The organism is Listeria sp. MAN/IMW/UF555 (assembly GCF_058684075.1).
Genome location: NZ_JBZWZS010000001.1, coordinates 1,059,525 through 1,082,417, shown reverse-complemented (window position 1 = coordinate 1,082,417; position 22,893 = coordinate 1,059,525). Strand labels below are relative to the sequence as shown.

The following is a 22,893-nucleotide window of genomic DNA, read 5'->3' as shown; positions in this document are numbered from 1 at the left end:
GAAAAACATCACGTTTATTGCATTTTTATTACTTTTCATAAAGTTAACCATATTTTAGACTTTTATGAAATATTTTTGTAATAAAAGTATTGACTTGGAAACAAAAGTAATGTAAGATATACTTATCCCATAGAGATTGTCATTTGAAATAAGCTAGTTAAGAATAAATCACTTCCCCCATAGAAATGTTCTTAACAGCTTATTGCAAATAAACACTCCTTTTAAGATAGTTGTAGCACAGAATTTCCCAGGTTCTGTGCTATAATTATATTTTAGTAGAGATGCCAGAGAAGAGGCGCTCTTTTTTTATGCCATCTGGGAGAGAGGGGAAGACATGTCTATTCAAACAATTTTTGGAAATGAATTATATAACTGGATTAACATTAATACAGATAAAGCTAACAACTTAGAAGATATTTATGCTACATATGATATTGATGAGGAGGTCATTGCTTATTCTTTAGATAGAAATGAACGAGCTCATTTTGAGTATGACCAAAAAACAGATACTTTCGTAGTAGTATTTAATGTACCTGACCAAAGAAAAATCGATAATCACTATGAAACAATTCCAATGGTTTACATTATTAAAGATAAACAGTTACTAACGATTACAAATAAAAACAACCAATATATTGTAAAAAAAATGAATAAATACTTAAAAGAGAATGAAGATGTGACTATTTTACAATTTTTATTTAGTAGTTTATATCTTGTTATGGATTCGTTTTTTCCGTATGTGGAAGAGATGGATATTGATCGTAAAACAATTAATGATAAGCTGAAAATCAAAACGACGAAGAAAAATTTACTTTCTTTATCTGATTTAGAAACAGGGATTGTGTACTTTTTGTCTGCTTCTAAGCAAAATGCTGCGTTATTAGAGCAAATGAAAACACATGTAATCTTTCGAAAGTTAAATGAAGTGGAAAAAGAGCAGTTTGAGGATGCGCTAATTGAAGCTAGACAATTGGTTGAAATGACGGAACTAAGCTCGCAAATATTACAGCAACTATCAGGTACATATAATAACATCTTAAATAATAATTTGAATGATACGATGAAAATACTTACTGCGTTGTCTATTTTGCTTACAGTGCCAACGATTATCACTGGGTTTTTTGGAATGAATATGCCACTTCCATTAGAACATAATGCACTTGGATGGATTGTTGCAATTTTTATTAGCGTTTTACTGTGGTTTGGACTTTCTTTTATATTGCGAAAATTGATGAGATAACATAAAAAAACCTGCTTTCACACTGAAAGCAGGGTTTTTCTATTTAAATAATTCCGTGAGCAATCATTGTATCTGCAACTTTTAGGAAACCTGCGATATTGGAACCGACAACTAAATTACCAGTTGCCCCGTATTCGCTTGCAGCATTGCTTGAGTTTTTATAAATGTCTTTCATAATGTTTTGTAAGTGTTCATCTACTGTTTGGAAAGTCCAGCTCATGCGAGTGCTGTTTTGAGCCATTTCGAGTGCTGATACTGCAACTCCACCGGCATTGGCTGCTTTTGCTGGGCCAAATAATACTTTGTTTTCGTGATAAATATCAACAGCTTCAAGCGTAGATGGCATATTTGCACCTTCTGCAACTGCGATTACACCGTTTTTTACAAGTGCACGAGCTTGGTCGGCATTTATTTCATTTTGAGTAGCGCATGGTAAGGCAATATCACATGGAACAGACCACACATCGCCGCCTGCATAATATTCAGCAGATGGATGCAATGTTACATATTCACTGATACGTTTACGCTCTACTTCTTTTAATTGTTTCACTGTTTCTACTTTAATACCTTCTTTGTCATAAACAAAACCAGCAGAGTCACTACATGCAACTACTTTAGCGCCAAGTTCATGTGCTTTTTCGATTGCATAAATAGCTACATTACCAGAGCCTGAAACAACAATCTTCTTACCGCGAATGGATTCACCAGCTGCTTCTAACATTTCAACCGTGAAATAAACAAGACCATAACCAGTTGCCTCTGTACGAGCTAAACTACCACCGTATGATAGACCTTTACCAGTTAAAGTACCAGCATCATAAGCGCCACGAAGACGTTTGTATTGACCAAATAAGTAACCAATTTCACGGCCGCCAACACCAATATCACCAGCTGGAACATCAGTATCTGGACCGATATGTTTTTGTAATTCTGTCATAAAGCTTTGACAAAAACGCATTACTTCAGCGTCTGATTTGCCTTTTGGATTGAAATCAGATCCACCTTTACCGCCACCAATTGGTAAACCGGTTAGAGAATTTTTGAAGATTTGCTCGAAACCAAGGAATTTTACAATACTCCCGGTAACGGATGGATGGAAGCGAAGGCCGCCTTTATAAGGGCCAATTGCGCTGTTAAATTGAACGCGGTAACCACGATTTACTTGTACTGTGCCAGCATCATCTACCCACGGAACTCGGAAACTAATTAGGCGTTCGGGTTCTGTTAGCTGTTCTAAAATACCGTGTGCTTCGTATTTAGGTTCTTTTGCAAGGGCCGGGATAACAGAGTTTAAGAATTCTTCAACTGCTTGGTGGAATTCCGTTTCGCCAGGATTCCGTTGTTTAATTGTCTCAAACACACGGGCTGCGTATTCTTCGGCTGCCTTAGTGTCGTTTTGGATAGTAGATGTTTGTGCCATACTATAATCGCTCCTTGTTTAAATATTTTGACTATAAGGAAAAGTAGAAAACCTGATACAAATACAAGCGATGTTATAAAAGAGAAAAACATCGGCTTAATTGCATCAATTAGGTCAACTTTTCTTACCTATGTTGTTAGTTTACACATTGTTGAGAATATTTTCAAGCATAAAAACCAATTTTTCAGAAATTTTTTAAAATCAAGTTAATGAGAACGTTTGCTTAAGTAATTAATGAAAAAATTTTGGAGGGAAGGGGGATTTTTAATGCGATTTCTTAACTGCCAAGAGATGTCATAAAAAATAACCGCACCAGGGGGATGCGGTTAAAGGGAGTATTAGGGAGTAATAACGTTAGAGCGAGCCAAGGGATAAGACTAATTCGGATACTAGAATTATTGCTCTAACATTACTTGCTTTCTTTTGGGAAAAAATAAAAGCCCTCCACGTAAACAAGTATATAAAATATGCTCTTTAAAATCATGTGCTTTTTCTTACAATAGTATTCTTTAAGGTTACGAAAATGTCATGTTTTATAAATCGTTAATTTCTTTACGATCACTTGTTTTGCTTAACTTTCCTTCTCGGCTTTGAAGTTCTTGTTTAATATCTTCTAATGGAATGTCTTTTTCGGCTAGAAGGACAAGTAAGTGGTATGTTAGGTCGGCTATTTCTGAAATGAGCTCTTCATTATTGTTTTTGGCGGCGATGACGACCTCAGTAGTTTCTTCGCCGACTTTTTTTAGAATTTTGTCTAATCCTTTTTCGAACAAGTAGTTGGTGTAGGAGCCTTCTTTTGGTTGGTTTTTGCGAAGTTTGATTTCTTCATATAAGTCACTAAGCATTTAAAAGTCCTCCTTTATAAGATTGAAAAAACAGCTTTTTTTACCGGTATGACATGCTGGGCCTGTTTGAATCACGCGAATAAGCAAAGTGTCATTATCACAGTCGGTCCAAATTTGTTTTACTTTTTGGGTGTGCCCACTGGTTTCGCCTTTATTCCAAAGTTCATTTCTCGAGCGTGAAAAAAACCAAGTATAGCCAGTTTCAAGTGTTTTTTGGTAGCTTTCTTGATTCATATAGGCGAGCATTAAAACTTCGCCATTTTGGTCATCTAAAATAATCGTTGGGACTAATCCTTTAGAAAAATCAACGGTATTCATGGGCGAATGTTCACTCCTTTTTCAAGTAAAGTAGTTTTGACGTTTTTGATACTAAGTTCACCGTAATGGAAAATACTGGCAGCGAGTGCGGCGGTTGCGTTTGTTTGTTCAAAAACTTCTACCATATGGCTCGCATTACCGCATCCTCCTGAAGCGATAACTGGGACGGAGACAGCTTCGGAAATTGCTTTTGTGAGTGGAATGTCGTATCCGTTTTTCGTACCATCACCGTCCATGCTTGTTAACAGAATCTCACCGGCGCCAAGTTGAGTCGCTTTTTTGGCCCATTCAATGGCATCTAATCCAGTGTCATCGCGTCCACCTCTAGTGAAAACATGCCAATTGGAGCCGTTCCATTTAGCGTCAATTGCGACTACAATGCATTGGTTTCCAAATTTGTTAGCTCCTTCTTGGATAAGTTCGGGTCTTTTTATTGCGGCGGAATTAAGCGATATTTTGTCTGCTCCTGCTTGAAGTAATTCTTTCATATCATTCACGCTATTTATACCTCCGCCAACTGTCAGTGGAATAAAAACTTGTTCTGCCGTTCGTTCCACAACATCTATCATCGTTTGGCGTAGTTCAACAGTTGCAGTAATATCGAGGAAAACAAGTTCATCCGCTCCAGCTTCATTATAAGCTTTGGCAATTTCGACTGGATCACCTACATCGGTTAATGAAACAAAATTAACTCCTTTAACTACGCGTCCAGCTGTAACATCAAGGCATGGGATGATTCGTTTAGTAAGCACTTTGTTCCACCTCCACTATGTCTGACATCGAAATATTTCCGTTGTAAAGGGCTTTTCCAGCAATTGCTCCGTATAATCCGAGTTCACTAAGGGCTTCTAAATCAGCGCGACTGCTAACGCCACCAGAGGCAATTAAATTAAGCGTAACGTGTTTTTGAAGTGCGGCCATCTGTTCTAAATTTGGCCCAGTTAGCGTACCATCACGGCTAATGTCTGTATAAATAATGGTTTCAACATTCATCGCTTCCATTTGTTTGGCTAAATCTAAAAAGCTTACTTGGCTGATATTTAACCAACCACTCGTTGCAACAAAGCCGTTTTTTGCATCGATACCAGCTGCGATTTTAGATCCGTATTTTTTCACTGCTGCTTGTAAAAAGTCTGGGTCTGTTAGTGCAGCTGAACCGATAATAACTCGGTCAATACCGGACTCAAGGTAATAATCAACTTGCGCCATACTACGAATACCGCCACCAACTTGGACCGGAACCATGGCTGCTTTTTTCATTTGTTGGATAATTTCTAGATTAACGGGACGTCCTTCTAAAGCTCCGTCTAAATCAACAATGTGCAAATAGGTGGCGCCGTTTTTAGCAAATGATTTAGCTTGGGCAATCGGGTCTTCATTTACAATTATTTTTTTGGAAAAATCACCTTGGAAAAGCCGGACGCATTGTCCATTTTTTAAATCTATTGCTGGGAAGATTTGCATGATTCAGTGACCTCCTTAAACCCTTTTAAAATTTCAAGCCCGATTTGACCGCTTTTTTCTGGGTGGAACTGGGCGCCGTAAATATTGCCTTTATTTATCATACTTGGAACTTCAACAGAATAACCGCTAGTTGCAATAATGTATTCGTTTGGACAATTTGCATAGTAGGAATGGACGTAATAGACATATTCACCGCCGAGCTTTTTAGTGAGCGGGGTGCTGCGTTTTATTTCAAGTTGATTCCAGCCCATGTGCGGAACGGCAAATCCAGGTTCATCTGGTAGTTTTTCGACATGTCCAGGAATGAGACCGAGTCCTTTAGTAAAGTGATGTTCGTCGCTTGATTCAAGTAGCAGTTGCATACCAAGACAAACGCCAAGCATCGGTTTGCCAGATTCTGCAATTGTTTTTAACGTCACATCCAGACCACGCCGACCTAGTTCTTGCATCGCTTCTGGAAAAGCTCCGACTCCTGGTAAAATAACGCCATCCGCTTGCAAAATTTCCGCGTGGTTGCTAGAAATTTTATTTTGAAGACCGATAAAATCAAGTGCTTTGCTGATGCTCTTCGTGTTTCCTGTATCATAATCAATAATAACAATCATTTACAGGACTCCTTTAGTAGAATTTACACCTTTTATTTCAGGGTTTATTGTGATTGCTTCGCGAAGAGCACGACCAAATGCTTTAAAAAGTGCTTCAATTTTATGATGTGTATTTTTACCATAAAGGACGCGAAGATGAAGGTTCATTTCTGTGTTAAAGGCAACTGCTTGGAAAAATTCTTCTACTAATTCAGTGTCAAAATCGCCAAGCTTGGGATTTGTTAATTCGGCGTCAAACACAAGATAGGAGCGGCCACTTAAATCAAGTGCGCAAAAGCCAAGTGATTCGTCCATTGGCACATAGGAAGAGCCGTAACGGTTAATACTGGCTTTATCAGAAAGTGATTCTTTTAAACAAAGACCCAGTGTAATGCCGACGTCTTCAACTGTATGATGTGCATCAACATATGTATCGCCGTCTGCTTTTACATTTAAAGTAATTCTGCTATGTTTGGCAAATAACGTTAGCATATGGTCTAAAAAGCCGACACCTGTTGATATAGTAGAATCCGCTTGTGAATCTAGGTTAAGTGACAGTTCAATAGAAGTTTCTCCGGTAATTCTTGTTTTACTTGCTGATCTCATTTAATTTTCCTCCTCAAAACGAATTTGGATGGCTTTGGCGTGGGCATCAAGACCTTCTTTACTTGCAAGGAGTACGATAGCATCTTTTTCTTTTGCAAGAGCTTCTTTTGTATAAGAAATAAAGGCTGAACGTTTCGTGAAATCTTCTACGCCAAGTGGAGAGAAGAATTTGGCGGTTCCGCTTGTTGGTAAGACGTGATTCGGTCCAGCAAAATAATCGCCAAGTGGTTCAGATGCATAGTTTCCTAAGAAAATGGAGCCGGCATTTTTAATTTGGTAAAGGTAGTTCATTGGGTTTTCAAGTTGTACTTCTAGATGTTCTGGAGCGATTTCATTCATGATATGAAACATTTCCGCAGTGCTCTTTGTGATAATAATTTTTCCGTGGGACTCGGTAGCTTCTTTAGCAATCGCTTTTCGTGGTAAATTTTCAAGTTGTTTATTTAGTTCGATTTTTGTTTGTTGGGCAATTTTTTCACTGGTTGTAATTAAAATAGCACGGGCTAATGTATCGTGCTCTGCTTGAGAAAGTAAGTCGGCTGCGATAAAGGCGGGGTTAGCTGTTTCATCAGCGAGCACGACGATTTCAGATGGACCAGCAATCATGTCAATATCGACTAAGCCAAACACTTCACGCTTAGCAGTAGCCACATAAACATTCCCAGGTCCGACGATTTTGTCTACTTTAGGAATGGATGCTGTACCGTAGGCTAGGGCAGCGATTCCGTGCGCACCGCCAACTTGATAAATTTCATCGACACCTGCCAAATTTGCGGCTGCTAAAACATATGGGTTAATGCCGTTTTCGCTAGGTGGTGTAATCATTACAATTCGTTTTACACCGGCAATTTTGGCTGGGAGGACGTTCATTAAAACAGAGGATGGATAGGCTGCTGTACCGCCTGGAACATACACTCCAACTGTTTCTAGTGAGCGAATTATTTGACCGCGAATGACACCATCTTTTTCACTATCTAAGAAAGCTGATTGTTTTTGTTTATTATGAAAGCTTTCAATGTTTGCTTTTGCTTCTTTAAGAGCTTCAAGAAAGGCGGGATCGACTTTGGTTGTGGCTATTTGGATGTCGCTGTTTGGGACGCGCAATTCATTTAGTTCAACGCCATCGAACTTTGCCGTATAGTCGAACAGGGCTTGGTCACCAGTGTTTTTAACGTTTTCAATAATTGCTTTTACTTCACTTGCGATTTGGTCGGAGGTATTACTTGAATTTTCCGCTCTCAGTTCGTTTAGTATTGCCTCCGTTGTTCCTGTTAAAAATTTCATCGCGTCTGCTCCTCCTTTATCGCTTGTTCTAATTGATCAATTAATTGGAAAATTTGTGTTTTATTTTGTTTTAAGGAAGCTTTATTAACAATCAGTCGGGCGGAGATAGGATACATTTTTTCATAAATAACTAAGCCGTTTTCTTTTAAAGTCGAGCCGGTTTCGACAATATCAATGATAGCGTCAGCGAGTCCAAGTACAGGAGCAATTTCGACCGAGCCTTCGATTTTGATGATTTCGACATCTTCGCCTTTTTCACGGAAAAATTTAGAAGAAACAGCTGGGTATTTGGTTGCGATAATTTTACGACGGTAGCTACTTGGGTCAAAATCAGGAGTAGAAGCTAGGCAAAACTGACATTGACCGATTTCAAGATCGAGCATTTCGTAATGCGATTTGGAGGCTTCCATTAGAACGTCTTTACCAACAATGCCAATATCTGCAACACCGTGTTTTACATAGGTCATAACGTCAACAGCTTTTACTAAAATAAAAGAAATTGGTTGGGTGCTACTATGGAAAATCAGTTTTCGCTTTTTATCATTCATAGAAGAACAATCAATACCCGCTTTTTCTAAAAGTGCGACCGCGTCTTTCTCGAGTCGACCTTTTGTTAAGGCGATTTTTAAAGCTTTCATTATTCCGCCTCCTTATGAAAAATAGTTTGGATACTATCGCGCGCAACGTGAACGACAGTCGGAATTTGCCATTTTTTCGCAAAAGAGATGGCATTTGTTGGAGTTTCAAAAAAACTTAATTCGCTGTTAGGTGTTTCTTGCATGAGTTTTTCTGCTTGTTGGATTGCATCTAGGTCGTAGTGGATTAAAAGCGTTGTTGGAGTTTGTTTTTTGATGATGCCAGCGCGGTTTTGTAGGGTTGTGAGGGAGTCGAGATTAAGAGCTAAACCAACTGCTGGAGAGGAAGAGCTGGTGAATTGTTCTAGTAAGTGATCGTAACGACCGCCACTTAAAAAATTATCAGCAGCAAGGTCGGCATATCCTCTAAAAATAATACCAGTATAATAATGAAAATCTTGCACGAGTCCTAAATCGACACTAATATCTGCTGCGTAAGAAACAGCGTCCACGATAGTTTCCATTTCAGTTAGTGCCGTCAAAATTCCTTTATCGGTCGTTAAATTTTTAGCTTGTTTTAAAATAGTCGTTGCTGGGCCAAATAAACGTGGTAAGGCGAGAATAAAATCATCGAGCGTACTTGGATTCTCGGTAACAAATTGTTGAATGCCAGTGAGACTTTTATTTTGAATCAGGAGACGAAAATCCATTTCAGCAGTTTCAGGTAGGTTTAAAAGATGGATTACACGTCTATAAATCGCCGCATGACCAAGTTCAATTTGAAAATTCGGAATTTCTAGAGCATTTAAAACTCCAATCCCACTTAAAATACATTCCATTTCTGCTTTAATGGAGGGGTAGCCAATAATTTCAATTCCTGCTTGTGTTTGTTCGTTTTGTTCGCCGCCAAAGTCTTCATTGGCACGGAAAATTTTTCCGCTATAGGAAAGTTTTAAAGGAAGCGTAACACCAGTTGTACTAACGACTCGACCAATTGGAAGGGTCATATCTGGCCTGAGTACCGTCAAGCGACCTTTTTCATCAAAGAAGCGATATAGTTTGGCGTCAGCTTGATGTTCAGAGGAAAAAACATCTTCAAATTCGATAACAGGTGTTTCAATACGCTTAAATCCACGTTTCGCAAAATAATGATTCACTTGTTGCTCAATCTGGTATGAGGCCCGTGCTTCGCGAAAGAGCTTATCACGAGTTCCAGTTGGCAAGTTCTTGTTTAAGTTCATCTGGTTAGCTCCTTTACAATATTTTAGTTTATTAGCATATTAGCACGTTAAAGTATTTTTGTAAATGATGAATAGAAAAATTGTTTCATATGGTATAATTAGTGTACCATTTAGAGTACTTAGGGAAAAGAATTTTGAAAGAGGGTTGAATATGAAAAGAGACGGGCACACGCATACCGAATTTTGTCCACATGGTACGCATGATGATGTGGAAGAAATGATTTTAAAAGCGATTGAACTGGATTTTGATGAGTATTCTATAGTTGAGCACGCGCCGCTTTCGAGTGAATTTATGAAAAATACTGCGGGAAATCAAGAAGCTGTCACAACGGCAAGTATGTCGATGAGTGATTTGCCTTATTATTTTAAGAAAATGAACCAGATGAAGAAAAAATATGCGAGTGATTTATTAATACATATTGGGTTTGAAGTGGATTATTTAATTGGTTATGAGGATTTCACGCGAGATTTTTTGAATGAGTATGGTCCGCAAACGGATGATGGTGTGTTATCGCTGCATTTTTTAGAAGGCCAAGGTGGCTTTCGTTCGATTGATTTTACAGCGGAAGATTATAATGAAGGAATTGTACAATTTTATGGTGGATTTGAACAAGCGCAACTTGCTTATTTAGAAGGTGTCAAACAGTCAATTGAAGCGGATTTAGGAGCTTTTAAACCGCAGAGAATCGGACATATTTCGCTGTGTCAGAAGTTTCAACAGTTTTTTGGTGCAGACGGGCGCGATTTTTCGGCGGAAGTTATCGCAGAATTTGAGGCGATTCTTGCTTTAGTGAAAAAACGGGGTTACGAGCTTGATTTTAATACGGCGGGGTTATTTAAGTCACTTTGCAAAGAAACCTATCCACCGAAAGAAATTGTGACTTTAGCTCGAGCGTTAGAGATTCCATTTGTGTACGGATCCGATTCACACGGTGTTGCTGATATTGGTCGTGGCTACAACGCTTATTGCCAAAAATGATCTTTCATTTTGACATGTCCGTTTTCTTTAAATGTAACCCCTTCTGACAGTAGTAGTTCACGCTGTTCTTCCCAGTTCGGAACAAGTCGGCCAGCTGCATTTACGACCCGATGGCATGGCGTAATTTGGTCACGTTTTGAATGCTTCAGTGTAGCACCAACTAGTCTGGCGTTTTTTGGAAAGCCAATCATATAGGCGATTTGACCATATGTAGTCACTTTGCCGCGTGGAATTTGGCGTACGACCGTATAAACACGATCTTCAAAATCTGCTGGAACCATTACATACCTCCGTTTGTTCATAATAAATTTAGTATACAGGAAATAGTTATTTTATAAAAGTTAGGATGATTAGTAAATGCCAGATTTTTCTTACGCAAAAATTACGAAACTCGTGGTCCATTTTGCTGGAAATAAAGCGAGAGAAGAAGGAACAGAAGTATCAGCGAATGTACTTCAAGATATTGGCTCAGAAATGAACCAAACCTTGGCTTCTATTTTCTTAGAGCCATTTACGAAAGACGATTATTATCAATTTTCTCATGAAACAGATTTGGATTTTAATGAGGTCCGGACTTTTGCGGCAAATATGTTTGGGGCGGAAGAAGAGTTTTTAGATGAATCTAAGAAAATTTTAGAGCATTTATATAGTGAAACAACCCACCCGAATATTAAAAGTGGTGATGTATGGATTTTCTTTATTGAAGGTTGCGTAGTTGATGGTGATTTTACGAATGGTATTGGAATCTTCAAAGTTGAAAACAAAGAAGTTTTTCTGAAAAATGATTTTAATGGTAGCGAGTTCCAGATTGGTTATGATAAAGGTATTACAGGAACAGACCTCGATAAAGGTTGCTTGATTTTTAATGTCGACCATGATTCGGGGAATAAAGTTTTGATATTAGATCGGCTTAATCGCGGGGATTCTGTTTATTGGAAAGATAAGTTTTTAAGTATTGATAAAATAACAGATGAAAAATTTTATACAGAAGGATTTGTGGAAGTTTGTACGGATTATATTAAACAACGGGAAGAGTCGCTGCTTGATAAATCGAATTTTGTGAAAGCAACGAGCGAATATTTGGCAGGGGAAGAAACGTTAAATATCGCTGAATTTGCCCGTACGACAATTGAAAAACCGGAAGAAATTACCGAATTCAATACAATGGTCGATACTTTCGAACGAGAAAACAATGTCCGTTTTCCGGAAACATTCCAATTAGATGAAGAAAAACGTGAAAAACTATCGAAAAAAATTCGCAAAACGATTAAACTTGGCAAAAATATTTCAGTTGTCGTGAAAGACTTAGAACAACTGGAAGAAACTGATTTTGTTCAAGGCTATGATGAGGAAAAAGGAAAAAACTACATGATTGTTTATTACGATTAAAAGAAAAACCGGGGATTCCGCATCCCCGGTTTTTTTGCTGTCTAAACGACAAACATAAAGTACAGTATAAATAGAACCATCATCACATACATAATTGGATGCACTTCTTTATAACGACCTTTAAGTACCATTGTAATTGGGTAGAAAATGAAGCCAATCGCGATACCTGTTGCAATAGAGAAAGTAAGTACCATCATTAAGATAACGAAAAACGATGGAACAGCTACTTCAAATTTAGTCCAATCAATATGAGCGACATTGCCAATCATTAAAATCCCTACGATCACAAGCGCTGGAGTCGTAACCGCACTTGTAATGACACCAAGAAGCGGCGAGAAGAATAGTGACAGTGAGAAACAGATAGCAATAACGACAGCTGTTAAACCAGTTCGACCACCAACCGCAACACCGGCAGTTGATTCTACATAAGAAGTAGTTGTTGATGTTCCGAAAATCGCACCAAAAACTGTTGCCAGCGAATCGGAAAACAGCGAACGACCTGCGCGCGGGATTTTATTATCTTTTACAAACCCAGCTTGAGTCGCAACCGCAACAAGTGTCCCCGCAGTATCAAAGAAATCAATAAAGAAAAATGTCAAAATAACAATGAGCATTTGTGGTGTGAAAATATCTGGTAAGTGAATAATTGCTTGACCAAACGTTGACTCCATACTTGGTACAGAAGAAACAACTTGAGTTGGCACGTCAATTAATCCAAATAACATTCCAGCAATGGCAGTAGTTGCCATCCCAAAGAAAATCGCACCTTTCCAACCAATTGTCATATAAGCTACAGTTATAATAATCCCAAAAACAGCAAGTAACACCGGACCAGAATGTAAGTCACCAAGCGCTACAATCGTCGAATCATTTGGTACGATTATTCCAGCATTTTTTAGTCCTAAAAAGGCGATGAAAAAGCCAATTCCAGCTCCAACGGCAAATTTTAGTTCAGTTGGAATTGCATTAACAATTTTTTCGCGTAGTCCTGAAAGAGTTAAACAAATAAATACTAGACCAGAAACAAGTACGCCAGCTAGTGCAGTTTGCCACGGGATACCCCACTGCGCACAAACCGTATAAGCAAAAAACGCATTTAATCCCATACCAGGAGCGAGCCCGATTGGGTAATTAGCGATAAGTCCCATTGCAAGTGAACCAACGACTGACGCAAGAATAGTTGCCACAAAAACAGCTTTTAATTCCATTCCAGTCGTTGCAAGCATAGATGGGTTGACGAAAAGTACATAAGCCATAGACAGAAAAGTCGTTAGCCCCGCGAGTATTTCTGTTCGAACAGTCGTCTTGTTCTCGCGTAGTTTGAAAAGTTTATCCATTAAAAAAAGCCTCCCTATTTATGTTGTCGCACATAACGGAAAGAGCATAGGTAAAAAAGGGAATGATAAATAAAAATAGCAAAAAAATCCCAATTAAATTTTACAATAGCTCGTAGCCTGGCATTTTACGGTTGCCTGGTAGAAACGAACGGTCCATATTACCGAACTTATACGACCTTATTATTGTAGACGATTAGCCGATTTTTGGCAATACATGAATGAAATAAAAATAAAAAACAAACTTTTGCATAAATAAGTTTATACTTTTAAATAAATAAGGTATAATAAAATAAAATAATAGTTGGAGGTAAAAAAATGACTTATAAATTTCCGGATAATTTTTGGTGGGGAAGTGCAGCATCAGGCCCACAAACAGAAGGCGCAGCAAATGTAGATGGCAGAAAACCAAGTATTTGGGATCACTGGTATAAAATCGAACCAGGTCGTTTCTTTAATGATGTTGGTCCTGCGAATACATCTAATTTTTACTATCAATATAAAGAAGATATTGCTTTAATGAAACAAACAGGGCATAATTCTTTCCGTACATCGATTCAGTGGTCACGCCTTATTCCAGATGGTATTGGCGAAGTGAATCCAAAAGCGGTTGATTTTTATAATCGGGTTATTGATGAAATGCTTGCAAATAATGTTGAACCATTTATGAATTTATATCATTTTGATATGCCAATGTCGATGCAAGAAAAAGGTGGTTTCGAAAGCCGTGAAGTAGTTGATGCATATGCTACTTTTGCAAAAACTTGTTTTGAATTATTCGGAGACCGTGTGAAACATTGGTTTACATTTAATGAACCAATTGTTCCTGTTGAAGCGGGTTACTTATACGATATGCACTATCCGAATGTCGTTGATTTTAAACGCGCGACACAAGTTGGGTACCATACTACTTTAGCTCATGCGCTTGCTGTAAAAGAATTCCACGCACTTGAAATTCCAGAAGGCCAAATCGGTATTATTTTAAACTTAACACCGTCATATCCAAGAAGCCAAAATCCAGCTGATTTAAAAGCGGCTCATATTGCGGATCTAATTTTCAATCGTAGTTTCCTTGACCCAGTAACAAAAGGGGAATTCCCGGCTGACCTTGTAGAAATTATTCGCGAACATGACGCGCTTCCAGAATATACGGAAGAAGATTTGGCGATAATTAAAAACAACATTATTGATATTCTTGGTGTAAACTACTACCAACCGCGTCGTGTGAAAGCGAAAGAATACGCAGCTCACCCGGATGCGCCATTTATGCCGGAACATCTCTTTGATAATTATGAAATGCCTTACCGCAAAATGAATCCATATCGTGGTTGGGAAATTTTCGAAAGAGCGATTTATGATATTGCGATTAATCTGCGCGATAACTACGATAATATTCCATTCTTCATTTCTGAAAATGGCATGGGTGTAGAAGGCGAAAGTCGCTACCGTAATGCAGATGGAATGATTGAAGACACGTACCGAATCGATTTCATTAAGAGTCACTTGAAATGGCTGCATAAGGCAATTGAAGAAGGTTCTAACTGTCATGGTTATCATCTTTGGACATTCATGGATTGCTGGAGCTGGGCGAATGCTTACAAAAATCGTTATGGCTTAGTAGAAGTTGATTTAGACAATAATTTCAAACGTACCGTAAAAGCATCCGGTCATTGGTACAAAGAACTTTCAGAAAACAATGGTTTTGAAGATTAAATGTGATAAAATAAAAGTATTATGTGTAAAGAGGTGAACTTCCGTGGCTCAGAACCAGACAAAATATAGCTTTATTGCTGAAGAAATCCGCAAAAGAATTATGAATCACGCCTATCCGCTTAATCAACCTATTCCTGATGAGATAACTTTGGCGAAAGAGTTTGATTGTAGTCGAATGACAATGAAAAAGGCGCTTGAAGTACTTGTACTTGAAGGCTTACTATATCGTAAACGCGGGCATGGTACTTTCATTATCAAATCGGCGCTGGACGCGGACCGTTTGCAGATTCATAACCAAGAAGTAAATGGTTTCACTAAACTTTTGAACGGCAAGAAAGTCATTAGCAAAGTAATTGAGTTTAAAGTCATCTTTCCAACAGAAGAAATTGCGGAACGTCTTCATATCGAAATGGAAACGCCAATCTATGATATTCTTCGTGTTCGGCTAGTGAAAGATGAACCGTATGTGCTAGAACATACGTATATGCCGGTTGGGGTTATTCCAGGCATTAACCAGCAAATTTTAGAAGGTTCGATTTACTCTTATATTCAAGATGAACTGAACCTAAAAATTGCTAGTTCCTACAAACAAATTCGCGCGGATAAAGCGACACTGCTTGATCAGCAATATCTTGACTGTGCTTCAGATGATCCCGTTGTCGAAGTAGAACAAACCGTTTATTTAAACAACGGTCTCGCGTTTGAGTTTTCCAGATCGCGCCACCGTTATGATAAATTCGTGTTTACTACCGTTAATATTGCTAGACGTTGAAAAGACGCTAGACAAAGTGAGCAATCATTTTGTCTAGCGTCTTTTTTGAATATCTAAGCAGTTTAGGTTCAATTCTATATAAAATAATGGATTTGTTCACAAAATAGACACATTTACACGCTTGATAATAATTTAGGATTCTTATATAATATTTAACCCAATTACGCACAAATTTTAAATATAGTTCTACCGTTTAGGCTATACGGAGCTGTGGAAAGAAATAATATTACTCCTAGTATAAGATTATTTTAATAGTTTAAAGAAAATATTTTTGTTCACATAATAGACATATTTAACCTCATTGATAATGTTTTTTGCCTAATATATAATTGTTGAGCTCAATTAAGTGCTATTTTAGTACTCCTTTTGCTAGGAGAGTGAGCAGTTAAAATGAGAAATTAGTTATATGAGGAGGGATAGTACTATGAAGAAAAAATACTTTCTTTGCGTATTCGCAGTAATATTATTTTTCACAGGTTTTCTTTTTGGAAATTCACCGGTGAATGCTGCTGAAACTGATACAAGCAATGTGACGTATAATTACATTGATATCAGCACATTAACAGAAACGCAAAAAAATAGTATTATCAAAGGAAATCCAAACGAGACACTTACAAATGATTATGAAAATTATTCCTTTGTGTATCAAAAAAACACATCAGAACCAACTACAAATACAGATAATACTTCTGACAATAATAAAAATCAAAATGGGACACTATTAAAAGCGGGAGATGTTGGCCCAAATAGTTATTTAATCATCCTAGGGTTTATTTTATTCGGAAGTGGTATTGGACTTCTTACATTGAAAAAAAGACACGCCAAACAGCTGCTAGTATTTCTTGTTGTCCTTGGCGGTAGTAGTTTGTTAGTCGGATCGATTGTTCAAGCAACAGAAAATAGTAACTTAAAAACCCAAGAATCTCAAACAGTTGCAAAAGGAACGAAAGAAACGAAACAACCCGAATCAATGGAAGGCTATACGTATGTAGGATATATACACACAAGTAAAAATAATACACCGCCCGTAGTTGAAAAAGGAACTATAACTGTAAACTATCAGGATGAACAAGGAAATTCACTGGCGACTAGTGAAACCCTCGAAGGCGACATTGGCCAACCATATCAGACTGCAACGAAAAATATTGAGGGATACCAATTAAAAGAAGCGAACGGAAATACAACAGGAACTTTTACAGAGAAAGCGCAAGTTGTTACTTATGTTTATCAAAAAGTGCCTTTAGCTACCGTAACTGTTAAATACCTCGATCAAGATGGAAACAAAATCCATGATCCACAAACAATTAGCGGTAATATTGGCGAACCATATGATGCTTCAACAGATAAATACAAATTACAAATTGATGGATACACATTAGATACAACGAAACTGCCAAACAATGCAAATGGTACTTTCACTAATCAAGCTATAGAAGTAACGTATATCTATACGAAAGAAGCGCAAGATGTTAAAATAACAATTAAATTTGTTGATAGCAATGGGGATCCATTTGTTTTAACGGATTTAACAACTTATAAAAACGGCGATTTAGTACCTATTTATCCTAATTTAGATCAATATCATATGAGATTAAATTACAATCAACAAATTTATAATCAAGGTGAAGCGGTGCCTGATATTGTTATTCCAGCTAAAGAAGGGGAAACATATTCGTTACCGGAAAGAATGACCTTTAATATACTGGATGATCAAGGGAAACAAATCCCCTATGTTATTTCGCAAAATGCCGATCTCAGTAGTACCGGGATTGAGAGGTGGGAAAACTACCAAAGTATACCAACCAATCGCGAAGGAACACTGACTAGCGAAGATGTGGTGGTTACGTATCAGATACTTGTTTATGGGGTTATGATTCCTGAGCCATAAGTAAATCAAATTATTCGATAATAAAAAAGCAATCTCGTCTAGAGATTGCTTTTTTAAATACGTTCTTTACGTCCACGAAATGCCCTAATACTATGATTGAATACTTCCGAGAGCATTAATCCAGCTGCTATAGCGCCAGCAACCACTGTTACTTGCACGGAAAAACCAATTGCTTCCGTGTAGTCGCCTAACACAAAATTCCGTACAGCTTGGTAAGCAAGGCCCCCAGGAACGAGTGGCACAATTCCAGGAACATTAAAAATCGTAATTGGCAATTTTTTATATTTCGCAAAAAAGTGACTGAGTACAGCGACAACAAAAGCTCCAGCTAAAGAAGAAGCGCCGGTTCCAGAATCCATTTGCATCAAGGTCCAATAAGCCATCCAGCCAAATGTACCAGTGATACCACAAGTATTCAGCGCTCTTTTTGGCACGTTTGTAATAATCGCAAACGTCACAGTCGCAACATAACTCAGCACTAATTGAATAATAATAGTCCAAACTAAATCCATTATAGCGCCTCCTTTATAAGAAAAAGCGGAAAACAACCGCGATTCCAATTCCTATTGCACAAGAAGTAAGTAGCGCTTCCGTTCCGCGTGCCATTCCACTAAGTAAATGCCCAGCAATCAAATCTCGAACCGCATTCGTAATCGGTACCCCGGGAACAAGCGGCATCACGCCACCAATAATCATCGTATCTAAATTAATTCCCCAACCAATTGAAATCGTCAAAACAGCTAAAAGCCCAACACTCAATGAAGCTAAAAATTCCGCGAGAAACTTTACCTTCATAAAAATCTGCGTGTAGTAAAAAATGATAAAACCAATCGCACCAATGATACAAGTTGGAATAAAATCAAACCAACCACCGCCAAAAATAACCATCAACGATCCACTAACAAGTGAGGCAGCAATAATTTGCAACCAAATAGGGAAGTAGCGAACATCTTTATCTAAATTAACGAGTTTTGTATGTAATTCTTTTAAGGAAATTCTCTTTTCAGCGAAATCCCTGGAAAATTCATTGACCATAGATACTTTTTCTAAATTAATTGTTCTTGTTGGGATTTGCTGTAATTGTACATTACGCTCACCTTCAAGTGACATAAAAAGCCCAGTTGGCGTCACGAAACTAATCCCTTTTTTATTACTAGCGATGGTGGCGATGCGGTTCATAGTATCTTCCACACGATACATTTCTGCACCACTTTCCATCATTATTTTACCGGCCATCAAACATGTTTCCAGTAAATAATCTGTTGTTTCATTCGACATAACTAAGCACCTCCAACCCTTTAGTACTTCTCAATCGTAACGCAATCAATCCAAAAATTCTAGTAGGAAGGGCGCTTTTTTTGAATTCACGATTGTTTCAATGTAATTTGGGGTAAATATTTGATAGTATGGTAGATATAGATTCGGAAAGGATAAGGATTATTTTGGCAAATATTGAATATGAAATCATAGAAGAAATAGGCGTATTATCCGAAAATGCACGTGGTTGGCGGAAGGAATTAAATAAAGTCAGCTGGAACGGTCGTCCGCCTAAATATGACATCCGCGACTGGTCAGAGGATCATGAAAAAATGGGAAAAGGGATTACACTAACTGATGAAGAGGCAGAAGCACTAAAAAAACTGTTAGATTAAGGGCTGGTGTAAAGAATGAAAATGTATGCGTATGATATTTATGAGCCAATTGGGAGAAAAGATGGGGAGATTTTTCCAGTGATATTCGCACTTCACGGTTTTGGTGGAGACGAACTTGATATGGCGGGACGATTAGAATTATTAATGGACCGCTTTGTAGTAGTTTCTATGCGCGGTGACGTTGAATATGGACCAACATATGGATTTTATCATATGGTCACAGAGGGCGATCCAAATCCGCGTGAGGTTGATTATACAAGCTTACGAGTAGCAGAATTTATCGATGAGGTTTGTAATGATTATGTTTCCATTGATAAAAATCAAATCTTCCTTGTTGGATTTGATCAAGGAGCCGTTTTAACAATCTCTATAATGCAAAGTTATGGCGGGCAATATAAAGCTGCTGCGCTACTTAGTGGTCGTTTGCCACATTATTTGGAAGAAAGACCGGCTAATTTAATGTTAAAAGATAAACGTATTTTTATCGGTCATGGCATTGAGGATGCAGTTATTCAAATAGCCGAAGCAGAAGAAATTGCTCAGTTTTTCCAGAAAATGGGTTGTAATGTAGAAAAACATAGTTATTTTGTAGGCCATAATGTTAACGAAGCTGAAGAAGACGACTTATACAGCTGGTTTGAAAGTTTCTTGCCAAACCAAAATCAGCCAATAAAAAAATAATAACAAAACAGCGACCAAGCAATTGGTCGCTGTTTTTTATTTATCCAAAGTGAGGAAAAGAACTTTTAAATAATTCCCTTCAGGAAAGTTTTTATTTACTGTGAAGTCTGCTGGAAGTGAGTGCGTTTCGACAATTTTATAAGTGCGATCGCTTGTTTGAAAAGCTTCGGCAATTAGTTTTTTAAATGCTTTCATCCCAAATCCGGCGTAGTTTGTAGAAGCAATAATGGTGCCATTTGGAGCAGTAATATCAATGATTTCACGGAGCATAGCTGGGTAATCTTTTGCAGCGCGGAAGGTTACTTTTTTAGTGCGCGCAAAGCTCGGTGGGTCAACAACGACTAAATCAAAAGTTAGTTTTTTCCGTAAAGCATATTTAAAATAGTGAAAAACATCTTCTACGATAATATCCTGAGAATTTGGATCTAGTCCATTTACTTCTAACTGTTCTTTTGTTTTACTAAGTGACCGTCCAGCAACATCCACACTGGTGGTTTTACTAGCACCACCAAATAGAGCTGCTACGGAAAATGCTCCAGTATAAGAAAAAGTGTTTAGGACGTTTTTGGAAACAGCATAGTCTTCACTTATTCTTCTCCGTACGTCTCGCTGATCAAGAAAAATTCCAGTCATCCAACCATCATCTAAATAAGTAGCGTAGTTAATGCCATTTTCTTTAATAATCAGTGGGAAAGTAGCTTTTTGACCAGCGACAAAATCATCTTTTGTATCTTCTTGGAAACGTCTTTTTTCGTAAATACCTTTAACTTCTGGAAAAGATAAGAAAATCTCTAAAATCATTTTTTGGAAAGAATATACGCCGAGGCTATACCACTGAATCACAAGGTAGCCGTCATAAAAGTCAGCAGTGAAGCCGCCAAAACCATCACCTTCACCGTTGAAAATCCGAAAAGCTGTAGTTGAATCATCTGCAAATAAAAATTGACGCTTTTCGATAGCTGCTGTAATTACAGTTGTTAAAAAGTGCTCATCAAGTTGTTGTTGTTTATCCCAGGTGAAAATCCAGCCATCGCCTTTATTTTGTTTTCCGTGATACCCTCGAGCTATAAATTGACCATTTGTATCTATTAATTCTACTAGATCGCCTTCCTGTAGATCTTTTGGCCATTTTTCGAAACGTTCTTTTAGAATTAAAGGATAGCCTTCTTTATAGCCTTTTGTAAACTTAGGAAATAGTTTTAGTTTTATCGAGTTTTTCATCATGCACCGTCTTTCATTAAGATAAAATTTCCAACAAAAAACCTGTGAAGCGAACTTCCTGCTCCACAGGTTACTTTAAATTATTAATTATACGCGACCGAATCCAACTAGGAATTTACCCCAGCCAGCGCCGTGGATATTATCATACTTAACGCCATTGTCTTGCGCGTTAATCATTTGACCATTACCAACGTAAATACCAACGTGAGAAATTCCGCTACCATAGTCAAAGAATACTAAATCACCAGGTTTTGCTTGTGATTCGGAAATTCTTGTAGTGCTAGCGTATTGTGCGCCAGAAGTACGTGGAAGAGAAATTCCAGATTTAGCGAATACATATTTAGTGAAACCGGAGCAATCAAATGTAGTTGGTCCGTTACCACCCCAAGAGTAAGCTTTTCCAAGATGTTTTTGAGCTTCAGCGATTAAAGCACTTGCGCTCGCATTGTTAGTGGAACCTTGGTTTGTGTTGGTATTCGTGTTTGTATTAGTGTTCGTGTTCGTGTTTGTATTAGTATTTGTGTTTTTTGATGGTGTGCTTGCATTAGTATTGTTGTTTGTTGTGTTTGTTTTATTTGTGTTAGTAGACGGAGCAGGAGCTGGTTTCGCAGCTTGAGTTGGTGCTTTAGTAGTTGTTTGTTCCGTTGCAGTTTCTTTTTTCTCAGTAGTAGCAGTATTCGCATTTGAATTTTCTTTTACTGCTGGAGCTGTTTGTTTTTCAGCTGCAGGAGCTTGAGTTTTTGTTTCTGCTTTTGGAGCTACTGTTTTAGTTGGTTGTTTAATAGCTAATTTTTGACCTACATAAATAGAAGAAGAAGATAAATTATTCCATGACATAATATCTTGAACAGAAACACCGTACTTCACGGATAATGCCCAAATTGTGTCGCCGCTTTTAACGTTATGTGTAGTAGCATTTTGGTCTACTACTGGAGCTTCTTTAGTTTCAGCTGCTTTTGGTGCAGGAGCAGTTTGTTGTGTAGTTGGTTGTTTTACTTCTGTTTTTGCTTCTGTAGCAGGTTTAACTTGTTGTGTCGTTTCTTTTTTCACTTCTTGTTTAACAACTGGAGTGCTAGTTGCTTTGTCTGTTAAGTATTTACCGTTAACGTAACCAGTTTTTCCATCATTGTAAGTAATTTTGTGCCAACCGTTTGATTCTGTTGTTTCAACAGTTACTTTAGTTCCACCTTTAATGGAAGTAAGAATGCTGTGGTCAACTCCAGCGCCAGAACGTACATTAAGCCAAGTTGCGCTAACAGATTTCTCTGCTTTTTCTTCAGTAGCAACCTCGTTTACTTGTAGTTTTTGACCTGGTACGATTTTATCAGTGGTTAAATTGTTTGCTTTTTTAATGGCGTCAACAGTAGTCCCTTTGCTCTGAGCGATACCCCAAAGTGTATCTCCAGCTTCAACTACTACTGTGCTTGCGGATGCGATAGTTGGTGCAGCAAATGCTGTAACCGCAATCCCAGCTGTAGCCGCGATAGTTGCTTTTTTCATATTCATAAAACTCCTCTCTTTTTTTCAGAAAATCTCAGTACGCAATTAGTAATTGAGAATTAATTTTATAGTGATTAATACTTAGTTTACCCAGTTTTTACGCAAAAAACAAATAGATAAAAGCTGTTACAAAGAGAGATAGCGGACTATACCAACTATTTGTAATGAAACTGTAACAATTAAAAAG

24 protein-coding genes and 1 riboswitch are annotated in these 22,893 nt (G+C 37.8%); of the genes, 8 read left to right on the top strand and 16 right to left on the bottom strand.

Going from position 1 to position 22,893, the window contains the following annotated elements:
* Positions 1–334 precede the first annotated feature (334 nt).
* Positions 335–1,240 (top strand): magnesium transporter CorA family protein, encoded by a 906-nt coding sequence (locus tag AC4PG8_RS05455; protein WP_185540320.1) that lies wholly within the window; start codon positions 335–337, stop codon positions 1,238–1,240.
* 43 nt (positions 1,241–1,283) lie between these two features.
* Here the strand turns inward: AC4PG8_RS05455 and gdhA are convergent, their stop codons facing one another.
* From gdhA to AC4PG8_RS05405, 10 genes are all read right to left on the bottom strand, one after another.
* The gene (gene gdhA / locus AC4PG8_RS05450; RefSeq protein ID WP_045554404.1) at positions 1,284–2,660 is read right to left on the bottom strand and encodes an NADP-specific glutamate dehydrogenase; all 1,377 of its coding nucleotides are present in this window, start codon (positions 2,658–2,660) and stop codon (positions 1,284–1,286) included.
* Between the two features lie 533 nt (positions 2,661–3,193).
* Positions 3,194–3,505 carry a phosphoribosyl-ATP diphosphatase gene (hisE, locus tag AC4PG8_RS05445; RefSeq protein ID WP_185505260.1) on the bottom strand — a complete coding sequence of 104 codons (312 nt, stop codon included), beginning with the start codon at positions 3,503–3,505 and terminating at the stop codon, positions 3,194–3,196.
* The gene (hisI, locus tag AC4PG8_RS05440) at positions 3,506–3,823 is read right to left on the bottom strand and encodes a phosphoribosyl-AMP cyclohydrolase (RefSeq protein ID WP_003760704.1); all 318 of its coding nucleotides are present in this window, start codon (positions 3,821–3,823) and stop codon (positions 3,506–3,508) included.
* Entirely contained in the window at positions 3,820–4,575 is a 756-nt protein-coding gene (hisF, locus tag AC4PG8_RS05435; RefSeq protein WP_003760706.1) for an imidazole glycerol phosphate synthase subunit HisF, read from the bottom strand. Before hisF ends, hisI begins: the two co-directional genes overlap by 4 nt.
* Positions 4,565–5,287 carry a 1-(5-phosphoribosyl)-5-[(5-phosphoribosylamino)methylideneamino]imidazole-4-carboxamide isomerase gene (hisA, locus tag AC4PG8_RS05430; protein ID WP_160464174.1) on the bottom strand — a complete coding sequence of 241 codons (723 nt, stop codon included), beginning with the start codon at positions 5,285–5,287 and terminating at the stop codon, positions 4,565–4,567. Before hisA ends, hisF begins: the two co-directional genes overlap by 11 nt.
* The gene (gene hisH / locus AC4PG8_RS05425; protein ID WP_160464173.1) at positions 5,266–5,892 is read right to left on the bottom strand and encodes an imidazole glycerol phosphate synthase subunit HisH; all 627 of its coding nucleotides are present in this window, start codon (positions 5,890–5,892) and stop codon (positions 5,266–5,268) included. Before hisH ends, hisA begins: the two co-directional genes overlap by 22 nt.
* Complete coding sequence (gene hisB / locus AC4PG8_RS05420) at positions 5,893–6,477, bottom strand: imidazoleglycerol-phosphate dehydratase HisB (RefSeq protein ID WP_033533344.1); 585 nt, start codon at positions 6,475–6,477, stop codon at positions 5,893–5,895. It lies immediately after the preceding gene.
* Positions 6,478–7,761 carry a histidinol dehydrogenase gene (hisD, locus tag AC4PG8_RS05415; RefSeq protein WP_492170117.1) on the bottom strand — a complete coding sequence of 428 codons (1,284 nt, stop codon included), beginning with the start codon at positions 7,759–7,761 and terminating at the stop codon, positions 6,478–6,480.
* Entirely contained in the window at positions 7,758–8,399 is a 642-nt protein-coding gene (hisG, locus tag AC4PG8_RS05410; RefSeq protein WP_003770716.1) for an ATP phosphoribosyltransferase, read from the bottom strand. Before hisG ends, hisD begins: the two co-directional genes overlap by 4 nt.
* Positions 8,399–9,577, bottom strand: coding sequence for an ATP phosphoribosyltransferase regulatory subunit (locus tag AC4PG8_RS05405; RefSeq protein WP_492170116.1), 1,179 nt, complete (start codon positions 9,575–9,577; stop codon positions 8,399–8,401). The genes hisG and AC4PG8_RS05405 overlap by 1 nt, the downstream gene beginning before the upstream one ends.
* A 151-nt stretch (positions 9,578–9,728) precedes the next feature.
* Between AC4PG8_RS05405 and hisJ the strand changes: the two genes are divergently transcribed.
* Complete coding sequence (gene hisJ, locus AC4PG8_RS05400; RefSeq protein WP_492170115.1) at positions 9,729–10,556, top strand: histidinol-phosphatase HisJ; 828 nt, start codon at positions 9,729–9,731, stop codon at positions 10,554–10,556.
* Here the strand turns inward: hisJ and AC4PG8_RS05395 are convergent.
* On the bottom strand, positions 10,541–10,837 hold the full coding sequence (locus AC4PG8_RS05395; RefSeq protein WP_070753551.1) for an MGMT family protein: 297 nt from the start codon (positions 10,835–10,837) through the stop codon (positions 10,541–10,543). The genes hisJ and AC4PG8_RS05395 overlap by 16 nt on opposite strands.
* A gap of 76 nt (positions 10,838–10,913) precedes the next feature.
* Here AC4PG8_RS05395 and AC4PG8_RS05390 point away from each other — a divergent pair, with 76 nt between their 5' ends.
* The gene (locus AC4PG8_RS05390) at positions 10,914–11,945 is read left to right on the top strand and encodes a nucleoid-associated protein (RefSeq protein ID WP_003760718.1); all 1,032 of its coding nucleotides are present in this window, start codon (positions 10,914–10,916) and stop codon (positions 11,943–11,945) included.
* Between the two features lie 41 nt (positions 11,946–11,986).
* On the opposite strand, the gene AC4PG8_RS05385 is transcribed toward AC4PG8_RS05390, so the two are convergent.
* A complete protein-coding gene (locus AC4PG8_RS05385) occupies positions 11,987–13,282 on the bottom strand; it encodes an NCS2 family permease (protein ID WP_003770724.1) in 1,296 nt (431 codons plus the stop codon).
* 93 nt (positions 13,283–13,375) lie between these two features.
* Positions 13,376–13,477, bottom strand: a riboswitch (purine riboswitch).
* A gap of 120 nt (positions 13,478–13,597) precedes the next feature.
* On the opposite strand from AC4PG8_RS05385, the gene AC4PG8_RS05380 reads away from it, so the two are divergent.
* The 3 genes from AC4PG8_RS05380 to AC4PG8_RS05370 all read left to right on the top strand — a co-directional run bounded on the left by AC4PG8_RS05380 (position 13,598) and on the right by AC4PG8_RS05370 (position 17,652).
* Positions 13,598–14,992: a glycoside hydrolase family 1 protein gene (locus AC4PG8_RS05380; RefSeq protein WP_492170114.1), complete on the top strand. Its 1,395-nt coding sequence runs from the start codon at positions 13,598–13,600 to the stop codon at positions 14,990–14,992.
* 43 nt (positions 14,993–15,035) lie between these two features.
* The gene (locus tag AC4PG8_RS05375) at positions 15,036–15,764 is read left to right on the top strand and encodes a GntR family transcriptional regulator (RefSeq protein ID WP_033533339.1); all 729 of its coding nucleotides are present in this window, start codon (positions 15,036–15,038) and stop codon (positions 15,762–15,764) included.
* A gap of 424 nt (positions 15,765–16,188) precedes the next feature.
* On the top strand, positions 16,189–17,652 hold the full coding sequence (locus tag AC4PG8_RS05370) for a MucBP domain-containing protein (RefSeq protein ID WP_492170113.1): 1,464 nt from the start codon (positions 16,189–16,191) through the stop codon (positions 17,650–17,652).
* A gap of 53 nt (positions 17,653–17,705) precedes the next feature.
* Here AC4PG8_RS05370 and AC4PG8_RS05365 read toward each other — a convergent pair whose 3' ends face one another.
* Together AC4PG8_RS05365 and AC4PG8_RS05360 are read right to left on the bottom strand one after the other, a co-directional pair.
* Positions 17,706–18,164, bottom strand: coding sequence for a threonine/serine exporter family protein (locus tag AC4PG8_RS05365; RefSeq protein WP_033533337.1), 459 nt, complete (start codon positions 18,162–18,164; stop codon positions 17,706–17,708).
* 13 nt (positions 18,165–18,177) lie between these two features.
* Positions 18,178–18,930, bottom strand: coding sequence for a threonine/serine exporter family protein (locus AC4PG8_RS05360; protein WP_003729317.1), 753 nt, complete (start codon positions 18,928–18,930; stop codon positions 18,178–18,180).
* A gap of 164 nt (positions 18,931–19,094) precedes the next feature.
* On the opposite strand from AC4PG8_RS05360, the gene AC4PG8_RS05355 reads away from it, so the two are divergent.
* Together AC4PG8_RS05355 and AC4PG8_RS05350 are read left to right on the top strand one after the other, a co-directional pair.
* Positions 19,095–19,304: a YdbC family protein gene (locus tag AC4PG8_RS05355; protein WP_003760724.1), complete on the top strand. Its 210-nt coding sequence runs from the start codon at positions 19,095–19,097 to the stop codon at positions 19,302–19,304.
* Positions 19,305–19,325: 21 nt separating this feature from the next.
* Positions 19,326–19,985 carry an alpha/beta hydrolase gene (locus AC4PG8_RS05350; RefSeq protein ID WP_492170209.1) on the top strand — a complete coding sequence of 220 codons (660 nt, stop codon included), beginning with the start codon at positions 19,326–19,328 and terminating at the stop codon, positions 19,983–19,985.
* A gap of 36 nt (positions 19,986–20,021) precedes the next feature.
* Here AC4PG8_RS05350 and AC4PG8_RS05345 read toward each other — a convergent pair whose 3' ends face one another.
* Positions 20,022–21,206: a class I SAM-dependent rRNA methyltransferase gene (locus tag AC4PG8_RS05345; RefSeq protein ID WP_492170112.1), complete on the bottom strand. Its 1,185-nt coding sequence runs from the start codon at positions 21,204–21,206 to the stop codon at positions 20,022–20,024.
* 87 nt (positions 21,207–21,293) lie between these two features.
* The gene (locus tag AC4PG8_RS05340) at positions 21,294–22,706 is read right to left on the bottom strand and encodes an invasion associated endopeptidase (protein WP_492170111.1); all 1,413 of its coding nucleotides are present in this window, start codon (positions 22,704–22,706) and stop codon (positions 21,294–21,296) included.
* Positions 22,707–22,893: the final 187 nt, after the last annotated feature.